This window comes from Lysinibacillus sp. NPDC056185 (genome assembly GCF_047737915.1).
Classification (GTDB): Bacteria; Bacillota; Bacilli; order Bacillales_A; family Planococcaceae; genus Lysinibacillus.
In genome coordinates, this window is the sequence record NZ_JBLLLQ010000011.1 from 83,600 (window position 1) to 107,722 (window position 24,123).

General features: G+C 36.4%; 22 protein-coding genes and 1 pseudogene. 13 read left to right on the forward strand and 10 right to left on the reverse strand.

What is annotated here, in order from left to right:
- Positions 1–43 precede the first annotated feature (43 nt).
- The 7 genes and pseudogenes from ACMZ42_RS12955 to ACMZ42_RS12985 form a co-directional block, all read left to right on the forward strand.
- Positions 44–748, forward strand: a complete 705-nt coding sequence (locus tag ACMZ42_RS12955) for a thioesterase II family protein (protein ID WP_415731714.1) — start codon at positions 44–46, stop codon at positions 746–748.
- Positions 749–856: 108 nt separating this feature from the next.
- The gene (locus ACMZ42_RS12960; RefSeq protein WP_370076233.1) at positions 857–1,789 is read left to right on the forward strand and encodes an acyltransferase domain-containing protein; all 933 of its coding nucleotides are present in this window, start codon (positions 857–859) and stop codon (positions 1,787–1,789) included.
- Positions 1,790–1,910: 121 nt separating this feature from the next.
- A complete protein-coding gene (locus ACMZ42_RS12965; RefSeq protein ID WP_370076231.1) occupies positions 1,911–2,756 on the forward strand; it encodes a 3-hydroxyacyl-CoA dehydrogenase family protein in 846 nt (281 codons plus the stop codon).
- A gap of 26 nt (positions 2,757–2,782) precedes the next feature.
- The gene (locus ACMZ42_RS12970; RefSeq protein ID WP_370076229.1) at positions 2,783–3,052 is read left to right on the forward strand and encodes an acyl carrier protein; all 270 of its coding nucleotides are present in this window, start codon (positions 2,783–2,785) and stop codon (positions 3,050–3,052) included.
- 14 nt (positions 3,053–3,066) lie between these two features.
- Positions 3,067–4,200, forward strand: a complete 1,134-nt coding sequence (locus ACMZ42_RS12975) for an acyl-CoA dehydrogenase family protein (RefSeq protein WP_370076227.1) — start codon at positions 3,067–3,069, stop codon at positions 4,198–4,200.
- 27 nt (positions 4,201–4,227) lie between these two features.
- The gene (locus ACMZ42_RS12980) at positions 4,228–5,280 is read left to right on the forward strand and encodes an HAD-IIIC family phosphatase (RefSeq protein WP_370076225.1); all 1,053 of its coding nucleotides are present in this window, start codon (positions 4,228–4,230) and stop codon (positions 5,278–5,280) included.
- A gap of 73 nt (positions 5,281–5,353) precedes the next feature.
- A pseudogene (locus ACMZ42_RS12985) lies at positions 5,354–5,653 on the forward strand (thiamine pyrophosphate-dependent enzyme); the annotation flags it as partial.
- A 344-nt stretch (positions 5,654–5,997) separates the two neighbouring features.
- Here ACMZ42_RS12985 and ACMZ42_RS12990 read toward each other — a convergent pair.
- From ACMZ42_RS12990 to ACMZ42_RS13010, 5 genes are all read right to left on the reverse strand, one after another.
- Complete coding sequence (locus tag ACMZ42_RS12990; protein ID WP_415731715.1) at positions 5,998–6,711, reverse strand: 4'-phosphopantetheinyl transferase family protein; 714 nt, start codon at positions 6,709–6,711, stop codon at positions 5,998–6,000.
- Positions 6,712–7,021: 310 nt separating this feature from the next.
- On the reverse strand, positions 7,022–7,894 hold the full coding sequence (locus ACMZ42_RS12995; RefSeq protein ID WP_370076221.1) for a glycine betaine ABC transporter substrate-binding protein: 873 nt from the start codon (positions 7,892–7,894) through the stop codon (positions 7,022–7,024).
- Positions 7,895–7,976: 82 nt separating this feature from the next.
- Positions 7,977–8,831, reverse strand: coding sequence for an ABC transporter permease (locus ACMZ42_RS13000; RefSeq protein WP_402871916.1), 855 nt, complete (start codon positions 8,829–8,831; stop codon positions 7,977–7,979).
- Complete coding sequence (locus ACMZ42_RS13005; RefSeq protein WP_370076217.1) at positions 8,824–10,023, reverse strand: quaternary amine ABC transporter ATP-binding protein; 1,200 nt, start codon at positions 10,021–10,023, stop codon at positions 8,824–8,826. Before ACMZ42_RS13005 ends, ACMZ42_RS13000 begins: the two co-directional genes overlap by 8 nt.
- A gap of 283 nt (positions 10,024–10,306) precedes the next feature.
- Entirely contained in the window at positions 10,307–10,942 is a 636-nt protein-coding gene (locus ACMZ42_RS13010) for a TrkA C-terminal domain-containing protein (protein ID WP_370076215.1), read from the reverse strand.
- A 273-nt stretch (positions 10,943–11,215) separates the two neighbouring features.
- On the opposite strand from ACMZ42_RS13010, the gene ACMZ42_RS13015 reads away from it, so the two are divergent.
- The 4 genes from ACMZ42_RS13015 to ACMZ42_RS13030 are packed head-to-tail and all read left to right on the forward strand — an operon-like array spanning position 11,216 to position 14,733.
- On the forward strand, positions 11,216–11,947 hold the full coding sequence (locus tag ACMZ42_RS13015) for a GTP cyclohydrolase II (protein WP_370076213.1): 732 nt from the start codon (positions 11,216–11,218) through the stop codon (positions 11,945–11,947).
- Between the two features lie 14 nt (positions 11,948–11,961).
- Positions 11,962–13,071, forward strand: a complete 1,110-nt coding sequence (gene ribD, locus ACMZ42_RS13020) for a bifunctional diaminohydroxyphosphoribosylaminopyrimidine deaminase/5-amino-6-(5-phosphoribosylamino)uracil reductase RibD (RefSeq protein WP_415731716.1) — start codon at positions 11,962–11,964, stop codon at positions 13,069–13,071.
- The gene (locus tag ACMZ42_RS13025) at positions 13,068–14,153 is read left to right on the forward strand and encodes an FAD-dependent monooxygenase (RefSeq protein WP_415731717.1); all 1,086 of its coding nucleotides are present in this window, start codon (positions 13,068–13,070) and stop codon (positions 14,151–14,153) included. The genes ribD and ACMZ42_RS13025 overlap by 4 nt, the downstream gene beginning before the upstream one ends.
- Positions 14,154–14,169: 16 nt before the next feature.
- A complete protein-coding gene (locus ACMZ42_RS13030) occupies positions 14,170–14,733 on the forward strand; it encodes a 5' nucleotidase, NT5C type (RefSeq protein WP_415731718.1) in 564 nt (187 codons plus the stop codon).
- Between the two features lie 64 nt (positions 14,734–14,797).
- Here the strand turns inward: ACMZ42_RS13030 and ACMZ42_RS13035 are convergent, their stop codons facing one another.
- From ACMZ42_RS13035 to ACMZ42_RS13055, 5 genes are all read right to left on the reverse strand, one after another.
- Positions 14,798–15,565: an IclR family transcriptional regulator gene (locus ACMZ42_RS13035; protein WP_415731719.1), complete on the reverse strand. Its 768-nt coding sequence runs from the start codon at positions 15,563–15,565 to the stop codon at positions 14,798–14,800.
- Between the two features lie 530 nt (positions 15,566–16,095).
- Positions 16,096–17,238 carry a CaiB/BaiF CoA transferase family protein gene (locus ACMZ42_RS13040; RefSeq protein WP_415731720.1) on the reverse strand — a complete coding sequence of 381 codons (1,143 nt, stop codon included), beginning with the start codon at positions 17,236–17,238 and terminating at the stop codon, positions 16,096–16,098.
- 20 nt (positions 17,239–17,258) lie between these two features.
- Positions 17,259–18,065 carry an enoyl-CoA hydratase/isomerase family protein gene (locus ACMZ42_RS13045; protein WP_402871906.1) on the reverse strand — a complete coding sequence of 269 codons (807 nt, stop codon included), beginning with the start codon at positions 18,063–18,065 and terminating at the stop codon, positions 17,259–17,261.
- 49 nt (positions 18,066–18,114) lie between these two features.
- The gene (locus tag ACMZ42_RS13050; protein WP_415731721.1) at positions 18,115–19,191 is read right to left on the reverse strand and encodes an acyl-CoA dehydrogenase family protein; all 1,077 of its coding nucleotides are present in this window, start codon (positions 19,189–19,191) and stop codon (positions 18,115–18,117) included.
- Positions 19,188–20,342: an acyl-CoA dehydrogenase family protein gene (locus tag ACMZ42_RS13055; RefSeq protein WP_370076197.1), complete on the reverse strand. Its 1,155-nt coding sequence runs from the start codon at positions 20,340–20,342 to the stop codon at positions 19,188–19,190. The genes ACMZ42_RS13050 and ACMZ42_RS13055 overlap by 4 nt, the downstream gene beginning before the upstream one ends.
- Before the next feature lie 311 nt (positions 20,343–20,653).
- Between ACMZ42_RS13055 and rpoN the strand changes: the two genes are divergently transcribed.
- Complete coding sequence (gene rpoN / locus ACMZ42_RS13060; RefSeq protein WP_415731722.1) at positions 20,654–21,991, forward strand: RNA polymerase factor sigma-54; 1,338 nt, start codon at positions 20,654–20,656, stop codon at positions 21,989–21,991.
- 573 nt (positions 21,992–22,564) lie between these two features.
- Positions 22,565–23,980, forward strand: a complete 1,416-nt coding sequence (locus ACMZ42_RS13065; protein WP_370076191.1) for an amino acid permease — start codon at positions 22,565–22,567, stop codon at positions 23,978–23,980.
- Positions 23,981–24,123: the final 143 nt, after the last annotated feature.

The window sequence follows — 24,123 nt, forward strand, 5'->3', positions numbered from 1 at the left end:
ATCTTTAAAAATACTAAATATGTTAAACATAAAAGGGGAGCTCATGATGCTTTTATTTTGTTTGCCATATGCCGGTGGTTCAGAGCTGATATATCATAATTGGAATAAATTTATAAATGAACGTATAGAAATACATGCTATTACACTAAAAGGAAGAGGAAAAAGGTTTTGTGAAGGTTTTTATCAAAATCTAAATGAAGCAGTGGAGGATATTTATTGTCAAATACATGATAAAATCCAACAAGAAGAATATGCAATTTATGGGCATAGTATGGGAGCACTTTTGACATATGAGCTATATTATAAAATCATTAATACCAGTAATAGAAAGCCAAAGCATTTATTTTTTTCTGGCAGATTTTCTCCCAATGTAAAAGGTAATATTATTATTAGTCATAAAATGCCTGATAAAGAATTTATGGATAGGATCGTAGCGTTAGGCGGAATTGCTGATGAGGTACTAGAATCGAAAGAATTACTAGAGTTTATTTTACCTATTCTAAAAAATGATATAAGGATAGTAGAAAATTATGTTTACAAAGAAAGGGATGAAAAGATTCAGTGTAATATATCTGTTTTAAATGGGACAGAAGATAATATAGATTTCTATCAAAAAAATAGCTGGAAATATTTGTGCGATAGAGATTGTAAATTATACGATTTAAACGGCAACCATTTTTTTATTAACAATAATATTAATGTTGAAAAGATAGCCCGAATAATGGAAGAAAACTTATTAAACTCTTAAGCTTTTGGAGAATAAGTATTCATAGTATTGATTACATTTATTATCAATACTATGAATACTCCAATATTAGAACAATGGTGTCTAAAATTATATTATAGGAGGGAAAAGGTGGATTATTTTGATGGTGGAAATGCGTTTCTTTTTCAAGGAGTTGGATCAGAATATCAAAGTTTATTATATTTACTGGATGAAGAGCAATTAGAATTATTACGTAAATATTGCGCCATTGTGGAAAAGGAATTAGATTTAGATTTGTGGAACTATCTATTTTATTCCAAAAAAACGAAATATGATGACTTTTTCAATGATTGGATTGCTATCTACACCTGTGATAATATAGTATTTAATACATATATTTCCATTGGTGTAAACCCTAAAATATTTCTAGGTTACAGTATGGGCTTGATTACTGCAATGTCATGTGGAAAATCTATTTCTTTTGAAACAGGATTGCACATGCTACTAACTATATATGAATATCCTAAAGGTATTTCAAGGCAAGAGGAGTCTATGGCAACTATAATAGGCTTGAATTACCAACAAGTTGTAAACTTAATTGAAAAAAACAATTTTTTCGAAACTGTTAAGATTGCTAGTGAAAATAGTAAGTACTGCATTGTAATAGCTGGAAAGAAAAATGATATAAATCAAATTTTGGATAAAGCGGAAGAGGAGGGCGCTATAAAGGTTGTAAAAATAAATGTCCCCTATGCATTCCATACTCCATTTGCTGAAAAAGGGATTGATAAATTAATAAATCTTGTTGAAAAAATAAAGGTTGATGATAGTAGAATACCGATAGTTTCAGTATTTAACCAAAATGTTCTTCAAAGTGCTTCTGACTTAAAGAAAGAACTAGTGAAAAATATGCCAAGCTCAATGAATTGGAAAATCTCAATAGAAAAAATGATTGATTTTGGTATAACTACTTTTATTGAAGTTAGCCTAGATGACTCCCTTACTAAAATATCAAGAGTGATAAATACAGATTATAAGTTTTTATCATACAAAAAAATAGTAAGGTTAAAAAATAAGCATTAAAATGGTTATATTTATAAAAAAATGATAATACAGGAGGTTGTTGAATGAATGCTAGATAATGATATGAAGTGAATTTTTATATAATTATTAAAATTATGTAAATAAAAAGGGGTAATTTAGTATGAGAAAAATAGCCGTCATTGGAGCAGGAGTAATGGGAAGAGGAGTAGCTCAAAATTTTGCTCAGGAGGGGTTAAATGTCATATTATTAGACATTTCTGAGGGGAAATTAGAGCATGCAAAAGAAGAAATACGCCAAAATATTCGTTTTCACGCTTTATTTAACAAAAACAAGATAGATGATGACTCGGAAGAAATTTTATCAAGAGTCAACTTCTCAACGGATTACCAGCTATTAGAACAAGTAGATTTTGTTGTTGAAAATGTCCCTGAAAAATGGGAGGTTAAAAAATCAGTTTATGAAAAAATAGATAAAATTTGTACAGAAAACTGTATTTTTTTAGTTAATACTTCTTGTATTCCTATTACAAAAATAGCAGCATTAACCAATAGGCCGGAGAAGTGTATTGGAACACATTTTATGAATCCTGTACCGCTTATGACTACTATTGAGGTTATTAAAGGATATCATACATCGGAGGAAACTATTTTTCTAACAAAAGAACTTCTTAAACATATTGGGAAAGAGTGCATTATTGTTAATGATTTACCTGGTTTTGTATCGAACAGAATCTCTCATCTTTTTATGAATGAGGCAGCCTATGTTGTACAGGATCAAGTAGCAGCACCTAAAGATGTAGATAACATTTTTAAAAAGTGTTACGGACATAAGATGGGGCCACTTGAAACAGCTGACTTAATTGGACTCGATACTGTTGTAAATTCACTAGATGTTTTATATGAAAGCTTCCAAGATTCGAAATATCGTTGCTGTCCTTTACTACGTAAAATGGTTGATGCAGGATTGTACGGTAAGAAAGTTGGTCAAGGATTTTATACTTATTAAAAAAATGTCCAAAGGAGTATGAATAAATGTCTGAAACTAAAATGAAAATAAAAACGTATCTTTCTAAGTTTTTTAAAAGCCATGAATTAATGGATAATGAAGATATATTTTCAACAGGGTTTGTCAATTCACTCTTCGCAATGCAGTTAGTTATGTTTATTGAAAAGGAATTTAACATAAAGGTTGAAAATAAAGATTTAGACTTTGCTAATTTCAGAACGATTGATTCAATTGTCTCTTTTATTAGTAAAAAGCACAATGAAACAACTACCGAAAATCAAGTAAATAATAATTGAATGATGGTGAAAATATGAATATAGAATTTACAAAAGAACAATTAAAATATCAAGAAAGTTTTAGAGCTTTTGTTCAATCTGAAATAATTCCTTACGCAGGGGAAAATGATCGAGCTGAATATTTGCCTACCGAACTTATAGAAAAGGTTTCTAAAAGTGGGTTCTTAGGAGCAACTATTTCTAAGAAGTATGGTGGATTAGGCTACGACATGATTACTTTGGGATTACTAAATGAAGAAGTGGGAAGAGGATGTTCTTCAACTAGAGCATTGTTGACAGTACATGGTATGGTAGCCATTGCGATTGAAAAGTGGGGGACAGATGAGCAAAAGGAATATTGGCTTCCAAAAATGGCGAAAGGTGAAAGCATAGGAGCTTTTGGTTTAACTGAACCTAAAATAGGTAGTGACGCTAAAAGTATAGAAACATCTGCTGCACTTTTAAATGGCAACTTTATTATAAACGGTAGCAAAAAATGGATTACTATGGGCCAAATAGCTGATATTTTCATTATTTTTGCAAAATTAGATGGTAAACCAACTGCATTTTTAGTTGAAAAAAATAGCCAAGGTTTTTCAACGAAAGGAATTCATGGAATGATGGGTTTGAAGGCATCAATGGTAGCAGAAATATTCATGGATGATTGCCATATTCCTGAGACAAATATGATTGGTAGACCTGGTATAGGATTATCCCATGTCGCATTCTCTTGTTTAGACTACGGTAGATATACAATTGCTTGGGGGTGTGTTGGCATTGGACAGGCGTGTATTGAAGAAAGTGTACATTATGCAAAGAAAAGAGAACAATTTGGATATACATTAAGTCAAAATCAATTAATTCAGAAAATGATAACGGAAATGGTTGTTAATGTAAAGGCTGCAAGATTAATGTGTTTAAATGCTGGCTATCTGAAGGAAACTGGAGACCCCGAAACCATTATGGAGACATGGAATGCAAAGTACTTTGCTTCTACAATGATAAATAAGGTTGCAGGGGATTCCGTGCAGATTCATGGCGCTAATGGATTAAGCCAAGAATATTCAGTAGAAAGATATTATAGAGATGCAAAGATTAATGAAATCATTGAAGGAACTACACAGATGCATGAAATTTTAATTGCTAAAAATATTATTGGAAACAACTAGAAGAATGGTTCTTATCGGAGGTGTAACATGTTAGAGATTAGTTCACAAGAACGAAAAGTGAAGTGTGTTGTTTGGGATCTTGATCATACAATATGGCAAGGCGTTTTACTTGAAGATAAGAATGTTATATTACGTGAAGGTGTAAAAAAAATTTTAGAGGAATTAGATAAGCGTGGCATATTACAATCTATTGCAAGTAAAAATGAACATCATTTAGCAATTGAGAAGCTTAAAGAATTCGGTATTGAGGAGTATTTTATTTATCCTCAAATTAACTGGAATTCAAAGGGGGAAGCTATTAAAAAGATAGCCCAGTCTATTAATATTGGACTTGATACTTTGGCATTTATAGATGATCAGCCTTTCGAAAGAGAGGAAGTCAGTTTTTCAGTCCCAGAAGTAATGTGTCTAGATGCGACTGATCTAAATGGCTTACTTAGTCTGCCTGAAATGAATCCGAATTTTATAACAGAAGATTCGAAAATGAGAAGAAAAATGTATTTAAGTGATATAGAACGCAATAAAGAAGAAAAAAGCTATGAGGGTACAAAAGCGGAATTTTTAGAAACCCTTAATATGGAACTTACCATATCTCCAGTCAGTGGTGGTGATTTACAGCGAGCAGAGGAGTTAACGGTAAGAACTCATCAGTTAAATGCAACTGGATATACTTATTCTTATGAAGAACTGGATAATTTCAGTAAATCGGATAGACATAAATTATTAATAGCTGATTTAAAAGATAAATATGGAGCATATGGGAAAATAGGAGTAGTACTAATTGAATGCGATAAATATGTATGGACTATAAAGCTGTTACTTATGTCGTGCAGAGTTATGTCCAGGGGAATTGGTACGATTATGCTCAATTATGTTATGCATCTAGCTAAGAATGCAAATGTACGTCTACGTGCAGAATTCGTTCCAACTAATAAAAATCGAATGATGTATATGACTTATAGATTTTCAGGATTTGGAGAGATTGAAGAGAATGAAAATTTAGTATTGCTAGAAAATAATTTAATGGACATTCAGCCTTTACCAAACTATATAAAATTGAACTCGTTTATTATTTTATAAAAGATTTAAACTCTCTAATTGTAAAAATTAACCTTTTTGATATTGAGTGAATAAAAAATAGGGGGTGGATTATTTGGAACAACATTTTCCAATAAGAAGAGTGGTGTGTGAAGAAGGAAAACTTTTAAATAAGGATTATGAATCTCTCATCACAAAAGAATTGGTAGAAACATTTTATTATCATTTATTAAGGATTAGAGAGTTCGATAGAAAAGCAGTAAGTTTACAGAGGCAGTGCAGGATTGGAACGTATGCACCATTTGAGGGGCAAGAGGCATCACAAGTCGGCAGTGCATTAGCATTAAATGAAAATGATTGGTTAGTTCCATCATATCGCGACCATGGAGCATCAATGACATTTGGCCAATCTTTATTAAAATATAAAGAAATATTAATTTGAGTTATAGCCTACATAACTCCAACATCTTAAAATCGAAATTTCACTCATTGGCGCCAACTTCAAAGAATCTGAAATGGCGCCTTATTTTATTACATAAAAATGAATGTAAAGAAATTTTATAATTCAGGGAAGTAGTTTGTTTTTCAAAAGCAACATCATACTCGGCACCGTATATAATTAATTAACTAGTGTTCTACTAATAGGTTTAAGTGTTTACAATCCGAATAATGGCTTAAAAGAATGATTTGTGAGGACAGTATATAGAATTTTATAAAAAACTATGTTTAATTTAAAGTATTTTAGTAGTTAAAGTTACATTATTTATATTTAAGTGAGCTATTATTTAAAGCTTCTATCACCAAATCTTCAGGATCAACATATTTTATATCAGAAGGAAAATCATAATTACGTGCGCAAACTGCGATTTGATAGGTTGAATCTATTAAATAATTTTTTAAATAAAACTTTCTGTCCTGGAATTGTGACTCAATTATAAAATTTTGATCAATGCTATCTTTTATAATTGAGAAAGAGTTTAGAGGAAGAGATAGACCAATTCCGATTGCTTTGATATAGCTTTCTTTTAAAGTCCATATTTCAAAAAATCTATTCAATTGATAGTTTTCTAATGAAAAAATGTAATCACATTCTTTTTCTGTAAAGAACTGTTTTGCTAGCGTAATATCAATAAACTTTTCTTTTTCTATATCAATGCCAATGTGATTACTATTTATTGCACATATTACCCAATCTCCTGAATGGCTTAAATTAAAATAAAAGTTTTCTACATCAGATAAATATGGTTTTCCATAAGGATTAGTTGCAAACTCAAATTGAAAATTATTTTTAAGTTTTTGTTGTATAATAATATTTCGTATTAATATTTCTGCAAAAAGACCTCTTATCGAATCTTCTATTCTAGTAAATTTTTTTAATTTGTCTTGCTTTTTTTGTGGTAAGAATTGCATTAGTTGTTTGTACGTTGAAAAACAAATGGAATTATTGATATTCATAGCAAATAATTCGATCATCTTACGTTCAAATCCTTTACAATTTATATAATGTGAGACAAAATTCTAAATTAAGTTTCTGTTTGCATTTAACTCAAACAATAGATTTTCTAAACAATAAGACCAATAGTTTCTCTTATTGGACCTACATTTAGCTTTATAATACTTGAAATACTAATAATTTTCTTTTTATAAACCATAAATTTATTTTAACACAATATGTATTTTATCGTAATCAATATATATATGAGGTGTCCATATCATGGTAAATATAAAAAGGTGCCTAAAAGCAGCAGTTGAAAACTGCTTTTTAGACACGCATTTTTAATAATTATTTAACATCCTTTGTCCATTCAGCAACTTTGTCTGCATTGGCTTCTACCCAATCTTTAGCGGCTTGTTTTGGGTCTTTGCCATCCATAATTTCTAGCATAACGTTCTCTAAGTCTTCTGATGTCCAGTGGAAGTTATCTAGTACAGAATAAACATCTGGTTGATCTTCTTTTAAACCTTTACGAGCGAATGTGTTAATCGTTTCTTCGCCACCATAAACGCCTTTTGGATCATCTAAATATTTAAGATCGTATTTAGCGAATTTCCAGTGAGGGGACCAGCCAGTCACGACGATGTCTTCTTTGTTTTTAATCGCTTTAGCAAGAGAAGTTGTCATAGCACCAGATGAAGATGTTAATAGATTCCAATCTGCTAAGTTATCATATTCATCTAAAGCTTTTTCAGTAGCAGCTGTAATCCCAGCACCAGGCTCAATACCTGTAATTGTGCGATCTGCTTGCTTTTTTAAATCCTCAATCGAATTAACGTCCATATAGCTTGGTACTACTAAACCTATTTTGGCACCAGCAAGGTTTTCACCTAGCTCATCAAGATCAGCCTTATATTTTTCGTACTGTGGGGCATGTGTATTTGGCAACCATGCGGCAACCATACCATCTGCTTCACCTTTTGAAACAGCCTCCCACATAATTGCATTATCGAGTGGTGTTAATGTTACATTGTAACCTAAATCCTCAAGCACCTGCCCAACTACATTAGTGGAAGCAATTTCTGTATCCCATTCAACGTAGGCTAGATTGACGTCCTTTGAGTTACCATCGCTCTTACTTGAATCGTCACCACTACATGCAGCTAGCAAAAAGCCAAGCCCTAAAGCCATCCCTAATTTAGTTAATGTTTTCAGTTTCATCGAATCTTCCTTTCTTTATTCAACTACAACACGTAAATCTAAAGCTAGAACTAAGACTTTCACTAAAAAATTGTCTCTTTATCTAAACGGCTTTCTTCTTATTAAAACTTTGCGTTAAGCGGTCTATAACAATGGCGAAAATTACTAGACCTAAACCTGCAACAAAGCCATTTCCAACCTGTGTACGTTGTAGTGCAGTTAATACTTCGCGACCTAGACCAGGCGCACCAATCATTGAGGCAGTTACAACCATTGACAGTGATAGCATAACAGTTTGGTTAATCCCTGCCATTATAGTTGATTTGGCAAGAGGGATTTCTACTTTAAATAGTTTTTGATTTGAAGTACTACCATATGAATCAGCAGCTTCTACTAATTCTTTTGGTACTTGGCGAATTCCAAGGTTCGTCATACGTACAGTTGGTGGTAAGGCAAAAATAACGGATGCAAATACACCAGGGACTATTCCAATACCAAAGAAGGCAACGGCAGGAATCAAGTACACGAAGCCAGGCATTGTTTGCATGAAATCGAGTATCGGCTTAATCACATTTTCTGCTACAGTTGACTTAGACATTAGAATGCCAAGAGGAATACCTAAAATGATTGAGATGATACTTGAAAATAGCACGAGCGTGGTTGTTTCCATAAGATGCGTCCATAAGCCTTGATTATAAATAAATAACAAACCAAGTAATGAAAACGTAGCGAGCCCGAATTTTTTGCCGGTAACGAAAAAGGCAAAAATGACAACAAGTAAAATTAGAATAATCGGGGGAATGCTCACTAATAAATCAGTGACCTGATTCATGAGTAGTTTTCCATTTTTTTGAATCAAGTTAAAAAACACTGAAAAATTACTCGTCAACCAGTCCATAACTGATTCTACCCATGGTCCCAGTGGTATAACTGGAATATTGTCTAAAAAATTATTCATTTGCAACTGCCTCCTCATCGCTAGTTGAAAGTGCTTCGATGACAACGCCCCGGATAAGAACACCAAGCAAACGCTCATCTTTTACAACTGCAATAGGAGTAGGACAATTATGAATCAAACCTAATATATCCTGTAAAAGCATATCTGGTGGAACCGTCAACATATCTGATTGAACAATTGAATGTACCGTTTGTTCTTGTCTTTTTGCTGCAGCCCGTGCGTCGTCAGCAGTAATATAGCCTTTTAAATGTCGATTTTTGTCAACGGCCATTAGTAAACTAACCGTTTCTTCGCGCATTCTTTTAAGTGCTACGGTCGGCCCATCTACATCTACATTGACAGATACAGGTCGAACCATGGCATTTTCAGCAGTTAGTACTTTAGAGCGATCGACGTCTTCTACGAAGGTTTTAACATAATCATTTGCAGGGTTTGTTAAAATTTCTTCTCCAGTACCAATTTGGATGATTGAGCCATCTTTCATAATGGCGATACGATCACCAATACGTAATGCTTCATTCAAATCGTGAGTGATAAATAAAATTGTTTTTTTCAATGTGCTTTGTAAATCGAGTAACTCATCTTGCATTTCTTTTCGAATTAATGGATCGAGTGCAGAAAAAGCCTCATCCATTAGTAATATTTCAGGGTCATTTGCAAGTGCTCGTGCTAATCCAACACGCTGTTGCATACCACCTGATAATTGACTAGGATATTGGTCCTTATAAGCAAGTAAGCCTGCATTGTCGAGAGCCTGCTCTGCTTTTGCTTGCCGTTCTTCTTTTGAGATGCCTCTGATTTCAAGGCCGTATTCTGTGTTTTGAAGAAGTGTACGATGGGGGAATAAACCGAAGTTTTGAAAGACCATACTCATTTTGTTTCTTCTTACATTACGTAAACTCTCTTTGCCCATTTTAGAAATATTTTCTCCATCGATGTAAATATTTCCACTTGTAGGTTCTATGAGACGGTTTAAAAGCCGAATCAGTGTCGACTTTCCACTTCCTGATAATCCCATGATAACGAAGATTTCACCTTCATTTACGGTAAAACTTGCATCGTATACACCAACTGTTGCACCTGTTTCTTTTAAGATATCAGTCTTGCTTTTTTGTTGCTTGACGAGTTCTAAGGCTTGGGGAATATGTTTACCGAAAACTTTAGAAACATGTTCCACTTTAATTTTTTCCAATAGAACCACTCCTTTCGTAGATCAATTTCGCCTTGGCGTAATGGGTGTTGCTTCACTTACGCACATATAAATCGCCACTAGACGAGGCGTTTTTAGGCTGAGTCCCTCTATTTCAGTAGGTGTTTGAACACTCACTGAATGAAGATATATACTATTTGAGGATAATGATACCCAAATATAAACAAGTAACAACTTAACCCTAACAAAAAGTTGTTACTTCTGTCAAATCGACAAAATAGAAAAAATCCGCATAAACGCTGTTATATCAGCGTTTATGCGGATTTTAATTTGGATATAAAAAACTCTGAACTCGAGCGAAACTTTCATCATTGCCGATAAAGTAAATGATATCTCCTTCTTCCAAGGACACATATGGACCAGGTGATAGTAATAATTCATTTTTACGACGAATTCCGACAATCGTGCTAGATGTATTTTGCCAAAAATTCAATTCCTGTACGGTTTGGTGGATACAAGGGCTTTCAACTGTCATCTCTAATTGATAAGGAATGAACGGATTGACGGATCTGAAATGTTCAGTTCGACTAATAAGTTGTTTGGTTTTTTCCTGTAGATTTATTAATTCTTGGTGCTGCTTCTGAATGCTAGACATAAGCTCATGTTGTAGTTCATGGACTGATTGAACATCATGGAATTGGCGGACAAAATGTGCAGCCTTTTCATATGAGATGATTATAACCCCACTACCTTTAGTGGCCTCTACAATTTCCAAGTCTTGCAAAACAGCAATCGCTCTTCTTGCAGTTTCCGAAGAGACATTGTATTGACTAGCTAGAGATGATCTTGCGTAAATTTTATCGCCAATTCGATATTTTCTTTCCACGATTTTTGAGGCTAGATCGACAGCAATTTGCTGATATTTTGGCTGTTTCACCTGCACATTTTTTTCTAATTGCATTCTAAACTTCCTTTCGTCATTACAGTTCCCTCAGCTTATTATAGACTAGCCTGCACAGAAAAAATAGCATCTCCATAAGCTATTAGTATATGATAAAAACGTAATATAGCAGTTTTTGTTTCTAATACATTTTTAAAATAGAATAGGAGCTATAGTTTGACAGGTGTTAGTTATTATTATAAACTAAGTTACGTTATGTAAGTGATGTGAAAATACAAGTGCTCAGCTAGTATGTTTAGCTAGCTGTTTAACAATAGAAGGTTGGAGAAAAATATGACAATTACTACTAAAGTTTTGGATATAGTGAAAGACAAAATGACGATCGTGAAGCATTCAGAAACTGAAAGTATTTGCCTAGTTGGTCCAGTGAAATTACCGGTAAAACAGGGTGAATTTTCAGCGACATTTCAATGGTATAACTGGTTAAAAGTAGGCGCTAATCAGTCAAAAGAGGAAATTATTGATGGGTTAGCATCTGCAAACTTAGCTTTTTTACAACAGTCATCAGTGCTTGTTTATGGAGATTTTACACATGCAGAGGATGCTTTAATTCGCATGCATAGCATTTGTCATACAGGTGATATTTTTGGAAGCCAGCGCTGTGACTGTGGTTATCAATTACATGAATCGATGAAAATGATTGTGGAGCATGGCTGTGGTGCCATTTTCTACTTAGCTGATCATGAAGGTCGTGGGATCGGGTTATTCTCGAAATCTCTTGCTTATTTATTACAAGAAGAGGGATTAGATACGGTTGAAGCAAATCATGCTCTTGGCTTCCCAGATGATACTCGTTCTTACGAAGATGCCATTAATGTGTTAGCTGCACTTCGTTCAAAACCAGTTACACTGATTACCAATAATCCTAAGAAGCTTGCCGCATTACAGGCACATGGTTTAGCAGCAGAAGGACATGTCCCATTATGGGGAGGATTAACGGAGACAAATCGATTTTATTTAGACACAAAAGTAGAGAAATCTGGACATTTGCGCGAAGAGAAGTGAGTGGAGGAACGAAGATGACAACAGATGAAAAATATATGCAATTGGCACTTGATTTAGCCGCTAGTGCAAAAGGAAATACGAATCCAAATCCACTAGTAGGGGCTGTAATCGTCAAAGACGGTGTCATTGTTGGAACAGGTTTACACAGAAAAGCAGGGGAACCACATGCAGAGGTGCATGCATTCCGTATGGCTGGAGAACATGCTAAAGGTGCGACACTTTATGTAACTCTTGAGCCGTGTTCGCATTTTGGAAAAACACCTCCTTGTGCAAATTTAGTGAAGGAATCAGCAGTTAGTCGTGTGGTTGTAGCTATGCAAGATCCAAATCCTGCTGTTGCTGGACGTGGTATTCAACTGTTACGAGATGCAGGCATTGAGGTAGAGGTGGGTGTTTTAGAAGCTCAAGCTCGCCGTTTAAATGAACGTTTTATTCACAATATGCTAACAAAACGACCATTTATTATTTCAAAATATGCGATGACTTTAGATGGGAAAATAGCTGCCCATACAGGACATTCCAAGTGGGTAACGGGTGAGGCAGCGCGTGAGGATGTTCACCGTATTCGTCATGAGGTTGATGGTATTTTAGTTGGTGTTGGTACTGTTTTAGCTGACAATCCATCCTTAACGACAAGATTAAAAGAAGATTACGGAAAAAATCCAGTGCGCATTATTATGGATAGTTCCCTTCGTACACCAGCTCATGCCAATGTTCTGAATGTAGAAGAAGCGAAAACAATTATTGTATGTAGTGAGAATGCCAGCCAAGAAAAAATAACAGCATTTGAGAAAAAAGGCGTGACTGTATTGCCAGTTCGACATGACTCTGAGGGGCTTGTTATTGATGATATGCTTGAAAAACTCTATCAAAATGGCATTACGGATATTTTAGTAGAGGGTGGAAGTACGATCAACTCTTCATTTTTACAGCAAGGTGCTATTAACAAATATGTGATTTACATAGCGCCAAAGATTCTCGGTGGTCGTTTATCATTAACACCTTTTGCTGGTCAAAATCCATCTACTATGGATGAAGCATGGGATGTAGAATTTGCTTCGTTTGAGCAGGTTGGGCAAGATTTACGTATTATTGCTTATCCAAAGATAGGTGAAGGAAAGTGAATTATCAAGCAGATGTTTGTATCGTAGGGGCTGGACCAGGTGGAGCACTTCTTTCGCACTTACTAGCGAAAAAAGGTCTTTCTGTAATTCTACTGGAACAAAACGCAGCACTTGGGCAGGCATTTCGCGGTGAACATTTAAATGAGGAGGGTGAGGCTGTTTTAAAAAGTCATCAGCTTTTTGAAGCAGTCGAGGCGCTCGGCTTATTACGTATGGGAAAGCTTGAATATTACGCAGACGGTAGAGTAATAAAAACTATTTTCCCTGATGAAGCTGTTGGACATTTAGGAATTCATGTACCGCAAGCCAATCTATTAAAGGGGATTTTACAAGAAACACAGCATTTTCCTCACTTTTCTTGTTTCCTGAATACGAAGGTAACGAAGCTCATAGTTGATTCTTTGGGCAGATATACGGGTGTCATTGCATCAAGGGATGGGGAAACCATTGAAATTAGTAGTCAGTTAATAATCGGAGCTGACGGCCGTTACTCTACTATTCGTAAGCAAGCGCACATTGAGATTCAAAAGCATAAGCATGGCTTTGATTTATTGTGGGCAAAAATTCCTGCCCCTCAGGGATGGGAGCCATCGATTAAAATGGCATTAATAGGTGATAAACAGCTATCCTTATTTACGCAAGTAGGCGGGTTCATTCAAATCGGCTGGAATATTGAACAAGGAAGTTTTCCTCAGCTCAGAAAAAAAGCATTTACACCATTTATCCAACAGCTTTTAGAACAATTCCCGGAACTATCTGATACTGTAAATGAACATATCAGATCCTGGCAAGATTTTGTCTTACTTGATGTATTCAGTAGTCATTGTGACTGCTGGGGAACAAAGGGGCTTGCGCTATTAGGGGATGCTGTTCACACGATGACACCAACTGGAGCATTTGGACTCAATAGTGCACTCAAGGACGCAGAGTGTCTTGCGTCATTATTAAATAAAGATACGCTTGTTCATTTTAACGTACACGATTTTCAACAAATGCGCGAGCAAGCCATAGAAGAAGTATTAGCGATGCAAATTAAAAAAGAGCAAACATTCGCGACTAACTTCATCAACAAGGCTTCTTGAAGGGAAGAAAAACAACATGAAATTTGGCTTTGATATAGATGACACACTCATCGATTTACGAGCACACGCCTTTGCGCTCTATAATAAAAAACTTGGTAAAAATGTTGCGCTAGAAGTATTTCAAGCTTTGCAAAGAGTTGAAATTCACGAACCTTTTGGATTAACAGATGCTGAAGGGGCGGCGATGTGGAATCGTTCATTAGAGGACATTTATTTTACGGATTGTCCTTCTTTTGAGGGAGCACTAGAGACGCTTCAAGCCTTGGCACAGCAGGGACATGACATTTATTATATTACTTCACGTCCTAAACAGTATTGTGAGCAAACACAAGCATGGATGAAAGCACAAGGATTTCCAATCACAGAAGGTCACTTTTTCTGCGGAATGCAGGATACAGAGAAAGTGGCAATCATCAAAGAACTAGCTTTAGATGTTTATGTAGATGATAAACCAGCTGTATTAGAAACACTGCAAGATGTGAATACAAAAGTGATTTTAAAAAATCAATCCTATAACAAGCATGTTGAACTGCCACGCTTAAATCATTGGGATGATTTCTTGAGATTAGTAAATAATTAAAGCAATAAACCCGAATAGCAAGCACTTAAAAAGTGATTCTATTCGGGTTTATTCTTTGTTTAAATCAATACAATTGCTTTTCGATTTCTAATGCAACGCTTTGAATAGTTTCAATTAATAAATTTTCATCGTAGTCACTGTAGCGTACTTCTGGTATGACCAGTGTCACTGAAGCGATGATTTGTTGAGAAGCATTTAAAATCGGTGCAGATATAGAGCATGCGCCACGCACACGTTCGCTATTACTTTTTGCAAACCGTTGTAAACGGGTATGCTTTAATTCCTTTAACAGCTGCTCTTTTGAAAGTATCGTTCTATCAGTGATAGCTTCAAGACTTATATTCTCCACATATTCTTCAACATTCGGCATAAATGCGAGCAATATTTTAGATGATGCACCTGCATAAAGGGGAGAGGTGTCACCTACAAACATTTTCGTTGAAAGCGGATATGTTGAATCGTAGTTTAAAATACATCGTCTTTCCAATCCATCAATAATATTCATGGAAACACTTTCGCCGATTTCTTCGTTTAGCTTTTTTAAAATAGGCTCTGCGACAATAATAAGACTTGATTCTTCTTTTACTAAATTGCCTAAATACAGAAGTGAATGACCTAATTGATAGCGCTTAGTTTGCTCGTCTTTGTGAAGAAAGCCTTCGTATACAAAGGTAGAAACGAAGCGCTGTAAACTGGAAATGCTGATCCCTGTTTTTTTACTTAACTCAGTTAGGGAAAGGCTAGGTTCATCTTTTGAAAAAGCTTTTAACACTTTAATAGCTTTGTGCAGCGATGACATTGTATAGTTTTTTTCGAAAATCTCCTGATTCATCCCGTCACCTACAGTAATAAAATTTTCTTCGACATCTGCCGGAGGATTTATCTTCAGATATATATGCCGTTATGCTTTTGCCAATAAAAGCATTTATAAAATGAAGATAAACTGGCTAATCACCATAACGTGGGGTTGATTTCCGTTCCGACTGGGCGCTTTGTAGCTGCCGCTTCGCTTTCGCTACAGAAAACATTTGTAGTTGCCGCTTCGCTTTCGCGCAGAGCAGAGCTTCCTGGGCGCGTCCGATGAGCCGCTTCACTCGCGTTGCTCGCTCCAGGGTCTCGGGGCAACAGATGTTTTTTGCGCGAAAGCGTAGTGCTAACGAAGCGTCAGCAGCAGGATGTTGGTCACAAAGGCGTTATCACAGGACGTGATGCTTTTAGCCTTTGTTCCTCTATATCGCTAATCCCCAAGGAGTCGCCCAGTCTCCACTCCAATCAACTTATCCACATGACAGACTTTTTAATAAAATGTCATGCCAAACTATCAGTGATGAACCATTAAAGTACCTCTATTATAGCGCAATTTTATTTTTGTAGAGAGGACTTTTGGAATTGGTTTGTATGTTCTCCAAGTACAGGTGGTGCTAATTTATATTGAATATCTAAATCAGAGAACTTTAACGGGCTTTTGATGAATCTGATTGTACCATATTGTTCGTGCTCTATTTCACCAATCATGTCGCGTGCCATAAATTGCGGTTGTTCTAGTGCTTCTGCAATTGTGTTCACACGTCCGCCGGGAATTTTGTATTGTTGTAATAAGGTAATCCATTCATCCCGTGTTTTTGTCATGGTAAGGTCAGTAATCATCCGAACTAGCTCCGCTTCATGTTGCTTGCGCAATGTATTCGTTAAAAAGCGCGGATCATTGGCCCATTCCTCACGTTGCAACATCGTGCAAAACTTTTTAAATTGTCCATCTGTCCCAACGCAAATCATTAGGGGCCCATCCGCACAGTTAAATACTTGATACGGCGCAACATTATTATGACGATTACCGAGACGTTCTGAGATAAAGCCTGTATTTAAATAAGCACTCGCTACATTCGCTAAGCTACTCATTTGAACGTCTAATAAAGCTAAGTCAATAAATTGCCCTGTATTTGTTTGATCACGCATTCGTAAAGCGGCTAAAATACTAATGACGACATAGTTAGAGGTTAAAATATCTGCAATAGGAACACCAACTTTTGTCGCTTCCCCTTCAGGTGAGCCAGTGACATGCATTAAACCACTCATCGCTTGAATTACTGGATCGAAGCCTGGTTCGTGTGAAAGAGGACCAGTTTGACCGAATCCTGTAACTGCACAATAAATGATTCTAGGATTCACTTTGCTTAATTCCTCATAGCTGAGCCCCATTCGCTCCATGTCACCCGTTTTAAAATTTTCGAGGACGACATCAGCATCTTTGACAAGTTCTTTAAATTTTTCTCTGTCCTCAATTTTCTTTAAATCTAATGTGATTGATTTTTTATTGCGATTGGCACATAAATAATACGTACTTTGACCATTCACAAATGGCCCCCAATCACGCATACTATCAGAGCCATCTGGATGTTCTATGCGAATTATTTCTGCTCCTAAATCTGCCAACATCATGGAGCCAGCAGGAGCAGCATAAACACGAGATAAATCTAATACTCGAATATTTTCAAGAGGTTGCATTGTTCTTCCTCCTAAATACGTCATTTATAAACGGGCTTACGTTTTTCTACAACTGCGTTTACACCCTCTTTGAAATCATCTAGCTCTGTTACAATAGCCATTTGTGATGAAATGTAATCAAGGGCACTACGTAAATCCATTCGTTGACTTTGATAAACAGCACGCTTTATGAATTGCAATGTGGTAGTTGGACGACTTGCTAATTCTTTTGCATAATTCAATGTGTATTCTTCAAGCTCATGGTCTTCTACAACAAATGTCACAACACCTTTGTCTTTTGCTTCATCAGCAGTTAATACACGAGCCGTCCAGAACATGTCCAATGCTTGATCGACGCCGATTAATTTCGGTAAATAATAAGCACCACCGTCGCCCGGAACGATCGCCACGTTAATGTAGCTTTCTGAAATTTTTGTGGATTTTGCAGCAATCCGTATATCGCACATTAAGGCCATATCAAGCCCTGCGCCCATTGCAAACCCATGTACCTGAGCAATAACGGGCTTATCAATTTCTTCAAGGAGAAGGGGGATACGTTGAATCTTTTTCCACAGAGAATTTTTTCGTGCTAATCCTGTAGAAGAGATATCGTCCTCACTTTGGAAAAATCCTTCACCAGCTTGCATCGCCTTAATATCCCCGCCAGCGCAAAATGATTTTCCATTACCTTTTACGATTACAACACGAATGTCCTCTGAATCACGAACAGTTTCAAGGGCTTCAATCCATTTAGCGATCATCTCTTCACTAAAAGCATTGTACGCTTCAGGTCTATTTAATGTAATTGTGGCTACATGGTCTTGCACTTCAAAAAGTAAATCAGTCATTGATAACACTCCTTATCATGTCATTAGTAGTTTGTCACAAATTAATTACTTATCCTTCCACTTTGAGAAGTGGAGAGCTTGCGCTACTTGAAGTTAAATATTCCCATAGACTATCTCCACTATTTTCTAGCAGTTGTGTTGCGACCAAATTAGTCCAATAAGAGGTGCTGGCTCCTTCATCGCGCCATGACCAAAGTCTGCGTGTAAATTGGTGCAAACTATGCTCGTGTGTCGTACCAATTGCAGCGTGTACTTGATGTGCAATTGTTGTCACTGCTTGAATAATTTCTTCGAAACGAATGCTGGCGTAAGCAACCTCACTATTTTGACTGTTCATCTGAAGGGCTTCTGTAACATTATTAAATGCTGCTAAGGCGATCGCTGTTTCACCTGCTAACTGTACAATATGCTGTTGTACGAGCTGGAAGCGATGAATCGGTCGACCGAATTGCTCACGTTCTTTCGTATATTGAACAGTTAAATCATTTATTTTATCGACGGCACCAGTCATCAGTGCTAATTGAAAAGCAGTATTGAGTGTTGTTATAGCGTGTATCTTGTCAGGAGATAACACAGCAGATACTTGTGAAACCTTAGTATGATGGCATTTCACGGTATCACGCGGTTCGCCTGCTAAATTCGACCCTAGCTTAATTTCAGCTTTGCTTAAATCGATTTCTACAAGATGAGTACCCTCCGTGCTATAGGCAAGTGTCACTAGATGTTTTGTATGACGTGCCCAAGGGATTTGGATCGCCTCTCCGGTTAATTTGCCATTCTCTAACGTAAAGGCTTGGTTAGGGCAGAGCATATACGTCGCCAGGTCTTCAATTACTTGTAAACTAGTAAACTCTAATAAATAATTTGCGAATGTGGTTTCGGCAAATGGAATCGGTGCCGCGTATTTTCCAGTTAAACGAACAATATTCAATAAATCCTCTATGTCGCCACCTGCACCGCCATTTTCTTCTGAAATGGCTACAGCTGTCATCCCGTTTTCTTTAAACAGATCCCATAGTTCTGGTGCCCAATGACCTTGTTCCACTGTATCGACTAACTCTTTATCGACTTTTTCTTTTAACATGCGCTCTACAACATCAAGAATCATATCTTTCATTTCGCTCATTGTGCTACAACCCCTTTCGCTACAACGCCATACAGTACTTCTGAAGTTCCTCCTCGGATAGTGAAACCTGGTGCATGTAAAATGGATTCAGCCATAAAGCGATCAATTTTACGATGCGCGTCAAGAGTAGGATAAGTCTGTACGATTAAGCGTGTTATTTCAGGAATACTTTGCTCAAATTTCGTACCGAGTGCTTTCACAAGTGCTGCAGGAATAGATACGTCTTCACCATTACCGGATTCTAAAAGCTGGGCTACTCCAATTGACAAATTACGTAGACCCCAAAGACGAGCTATTATTTTAGACGCTTGCTGTAACCCTTCTAAATTGTTTTGGCGCTTTAACTCTTGAATTAGTTCATCGATTAATGGGAAAGTACTCAATATTCGCTCTGGACCACTGCGCTCAAAGGCAAGCTCTGCTAATCCTTGAGCCCAGCCATTACCGATCTCTCCAACAACCATATTGTCAGGTACAAAAACATTGTCAAAGAATACTTCGTTGTAATGATGCTCACCAGTTAGAAACTTGATCGGAACAACCGTTACCCCTTCCGCATGTAAATCAACAATCAACTGACTGAGCCCTGCATGTTTACTTTTTCCATCAAAAGGACTAGTCCGTACTAAAGTCACCATATAGTGGCAAAGGTGTGCATTACTCGTCCATATTTTTTGACCGTTGACAATCCATCCGCCCTCTACTTTTTCAGCACGTGTGCTAACCGAAGCGAGGTCAGAGCCACTATTTGGTTCACTTAAACCTATGCCGAAGTAGCATTCGCCTTTCACGATTTTCGGTAAGAAATATTCTCGCTGCTCTTCTGTTCCATACCGTAAAAGAAGTGGTCCTGTTTGGCGATCAGCAAACCAATGTGCAGCAACCGGAGCACCAACAGCTAAAAATTCTTCCGTTAAAATGTATCGATCAATAGTACTCCTCTCTTGACCGCCATATTTTTTAGGCCAAGTTAAGCCAATCCAACCTTTTTGACCAATTAATTTAGAGAATTCAGGATCATCTCCACTTAGCCAAGAGTCACATTTAGGCGTGAAAGTTCCTTTTGCTAATTCATCCTGTAGAAACGTTCGAACATCTAAGCGGAATTGCTCTTGCTCTTGTGTAAATTGCACAGTTGGTACATGAAACATTTGATCACTCCTTAAATTTTACCGTAATGTGGTAACTGTTATTGTATATGTGTATTTTATGATGACTTATAACTGTAGTCAACTACTTTTTGGAATTATTTGAAAATTTTACGAGAATAGTGAGGAAGGTTCGTTGCTTATCACCAAAACTTGAGGTTGATTTCCGTTCCGCCTGAGGGGCGTCCGATGAGCTGCTCGCCCAAAAAGATGTCGACTACACTATAATTAAAAAATAATATTCGATGGAAAAATGGAAAAAGGGAGAATAAACATGTTACTATGTAGAAAATTACGTAATGGAGGTGTGGGATATGCAAATAGCTATCAAAACTTCCCAAAAAATAATGCAAGTGTTATCACCACAATTAGTACAGCATTTAGAAATTCTGCAATATTCAACAAATGAACTAGAACAGTATATTTATGATAAGGCTAACGAAAATCCACTGTTAGTTGTCACTGATTCGACGGTGAAAATGCAATATGAGGAAATTATGCAATTAGCAAGTTATTCCGATAAGAGTTATTCTGCGCAATATTATGCACCACAACATCATTCATTTAATCCCATTGAGATGAAGTTTGCAGTAAAAGAAAGCTATGAGCAGTTTTTATTGGAACAAGTACCTATGCATAAAAATCTTTCTTCTGTAGATTTAAAAATCTTAACGTTTTTAATTCAATCGTTAGATGAACGTCTATTTTTAGATGTTGATGTAGAAATTGTCGCTGATAGATGTAATACAAATGTTTTGCATGTAGAGGCACTATTGGACTTACTTCAAACTTTTGAGCCAGTAGGAGTAGGGGCGCGTAATTACAAGGAATTTTTACTCATTCAGGTAGACAGTGATGCGCTTGCACCGAAATTAGCTTCTCGGTTTATCGAAGCGGATTTAGAGCTAGTGGCAGCACAAGCTATTAAACAATTAAGTAAAAAGTATAAGACGTCTCTACATGACGTGAAGAAAACTGTCAACTATATAAAAAATTTAAAACCAGTGATGACAGGAGATAAATTGGAAGCGATTCCATATGTCATTCCAGAAGTCGAAGTAGAAAAATTAGGAGAGGAATGGCTGATTAAATTAAATCGTGGATATTTACCAAGCGTCACTATCGATAAACATTATGTTGAAATGCTAAAGAATGATCCGAACTGTAAAACCTATTTTAAAGACACAATGAAAGATGCTCTTTTATTATTACAAGGAATCGAACAACGTGATAAAACACTGTACGAATTAGCTAGATTGCTAGTGGAATTGCAAGAAGATTTTTTCCATAAAGGCATTGAGGCATTAAAGCCTATGCGATTAAAAGATATAGCGGACATTTTAAGTCTACATGTATCAACGATTAGTCGGGCAGTGCGTGGAAAATATATAAAAACTTCCCATGGCGTATATGCTTTACAATCGTTATTTACAAAAGGAGTAATGAATATTTCTGGAAAAATGGATTCTATTATGTATATTAAAAAGCGGCTCAAACAATTGATTGAGACAGAAGATAAACAAAAGCCATTAACTGATCAGCAGCTTACAAATACTTTATGTGCTGAAGGTATCCAAATATCCAGACGGACAGTAGCGAAGTACAGGGAAGAGATGAATATTATGAGTTCATTTAATCGTGTATATGGATAGATGATGTAAATAAACTTTAATGATGTATTTTTGCATCAAAATTTGAAAAACGCATATGAAAAGATTCATAGATTTTTGTAAAGGCTCCTCACCTAACGTGAAGTTGATTTCCGTTCCGGCTGGGCGCTTTGTTGTTGCTGTCGCTACGCTTTCGCACAGAGCAGAGCTTCCTGGGGGCGTCCGATGAGCCGCTTCGCTGCAGGGTCTCGGGCCAACAGATGTCTTTTGCGCGAAAGCGTAGTGCTAACGAAGCGTCAGCAGCACCGATGTTGGTCGCGAAGGCGTTATCACAGGATGTGATGCTTTTAGCCTTCCTTCCTCTATCGCTAATCCCCAAGGAGTCGCCCAGCCTCCACTCCAATTAACAAAAATTACTATGTTTTATAAAATGTTATAAACAATTTTGGGTGATAAGACAGTTTTTAAATAACAACAATAGAGGTGCAGATTGATAATTTTTTGAAATTTTTAATAATTGAATAGGTTTGGCATCATAATTGCTCATTAAACGATAGACATTGAAATAGAAGAAAGGGGCTAGTAAATGTCTACATAACACAAAGGGGTGGTTTAATGGGGGCTTTGCAAAAATCATTGAAAACACGGCATATTACAATGATCTCCATTGGAGGGGTTATTGGTACAGGACTCTTCGTAGGGACAGGGAAAAATATTTTAAGTACCGGTCCTGCGGCAGTGATTTCATATGCAATTGCATGCATGCTCATAGTTCTGATCATGCAAATGGTTGGGGAAATGGCATCAGGAGAAATAGTATTAGGAAAGAAATCAGGAGGTTCGGCAGAGCTAGGCTCATTTGCTTCCTATGCTGGGAAATATATTGGCCCATGGGCAGGGTTTACAGTAGGGTGGCTTTATTGGGCAAGCTGGGTATTTATTGTGGGGTTAGAAGCGGCACTCATAGGGGGAATGCTGCATAATTGGTTCCCGATGATACCAACATGGCTCGGAAGCGTAGGTATAACATTATTGATGACAATTGTTAATATTTATTCAGTAAAATCATTTGGTGAATTTGAATATTGGTTGTCCTTCGTTAAAGTTACGGCAATTATTGTATTTTTAGTTGTTGGTATAGCTATGATTTTAGGAATTTGGCCAAATTATGAACCTAAGGGGTTAGGGATTTTAACGGAATTCGGTGGATTTGCTCCGAATGGTATTGTCCCAATTTTTACGGCAATTGTCTTTGTTATATTTTCGATTTGTGGTGCTGAGGTTGCAGCCATTGCGGCAGCAGAGTCTGAAAATCCAGCGAAAAATATTGTCCGCGCCATTCGCAACGTTGTCTTTCGATTAGGGTTATTTTTTGTAGGCTCAGTAGCTATTATGGTTTTAATCATCCCTTGGAATGATTCAAAAATATTGTCCGCGCCTTATGCAAATATTTTAACGATGGCAGGGCTTCCAATTGCTGCTCAACTTATTCAAATCGTCATTTTTATTTCACTAATCTCAGTTTTAAATTCTGCTCTTTATACAAGTTCACGAATGTTACTTGAAATGTCGCGTCAAGGCGATGCACCAAAAATATTCTCGCAAATAAAAAATCGTCGAGGTGTGCCTGTACCAGCTGTTATTGGTAGTACAGTAGTAGCGTATATTTGTGCGATGCTTTACTTCATTTCACCTGAAGTCATTTTCTACTTTTTAGGTAATTGCGTTGGGGGATTAATGATTGCTGTTTATATTTTTATTGCTATTTCACAAATTCGTTTCCGCCGTTATTACGACAAAGTTTCAGATGAGCCATTATCGATTAGAATGTGGCTATTTCCATATTTATCGTATGTGACAATTGGTATTTTAACAGTCGTTTATTTATGCCAAGCTCTCATCGAATCCTTACGTTCACAATTCTATTTGAGTACATTTGTATTAATTGGCTCAGTTGTGTTGTTCATGATTATGCGAAAGCTGTCGACAAGACCAGCGGAGCAAATAGAGGAAAAGCTAGCATCAGAGTAGAATATTATAAAAATACAAAAAATTCGCGATATTCCTGCGAGATATCAAGCCATGAAAGAACTTAAAGGATACTTTAACCCTTTTAGGCTTCCAGATGCCCCGTAGAACGAGCGAATTTTTTTGTATGAAAAAGCCTTTAAAGT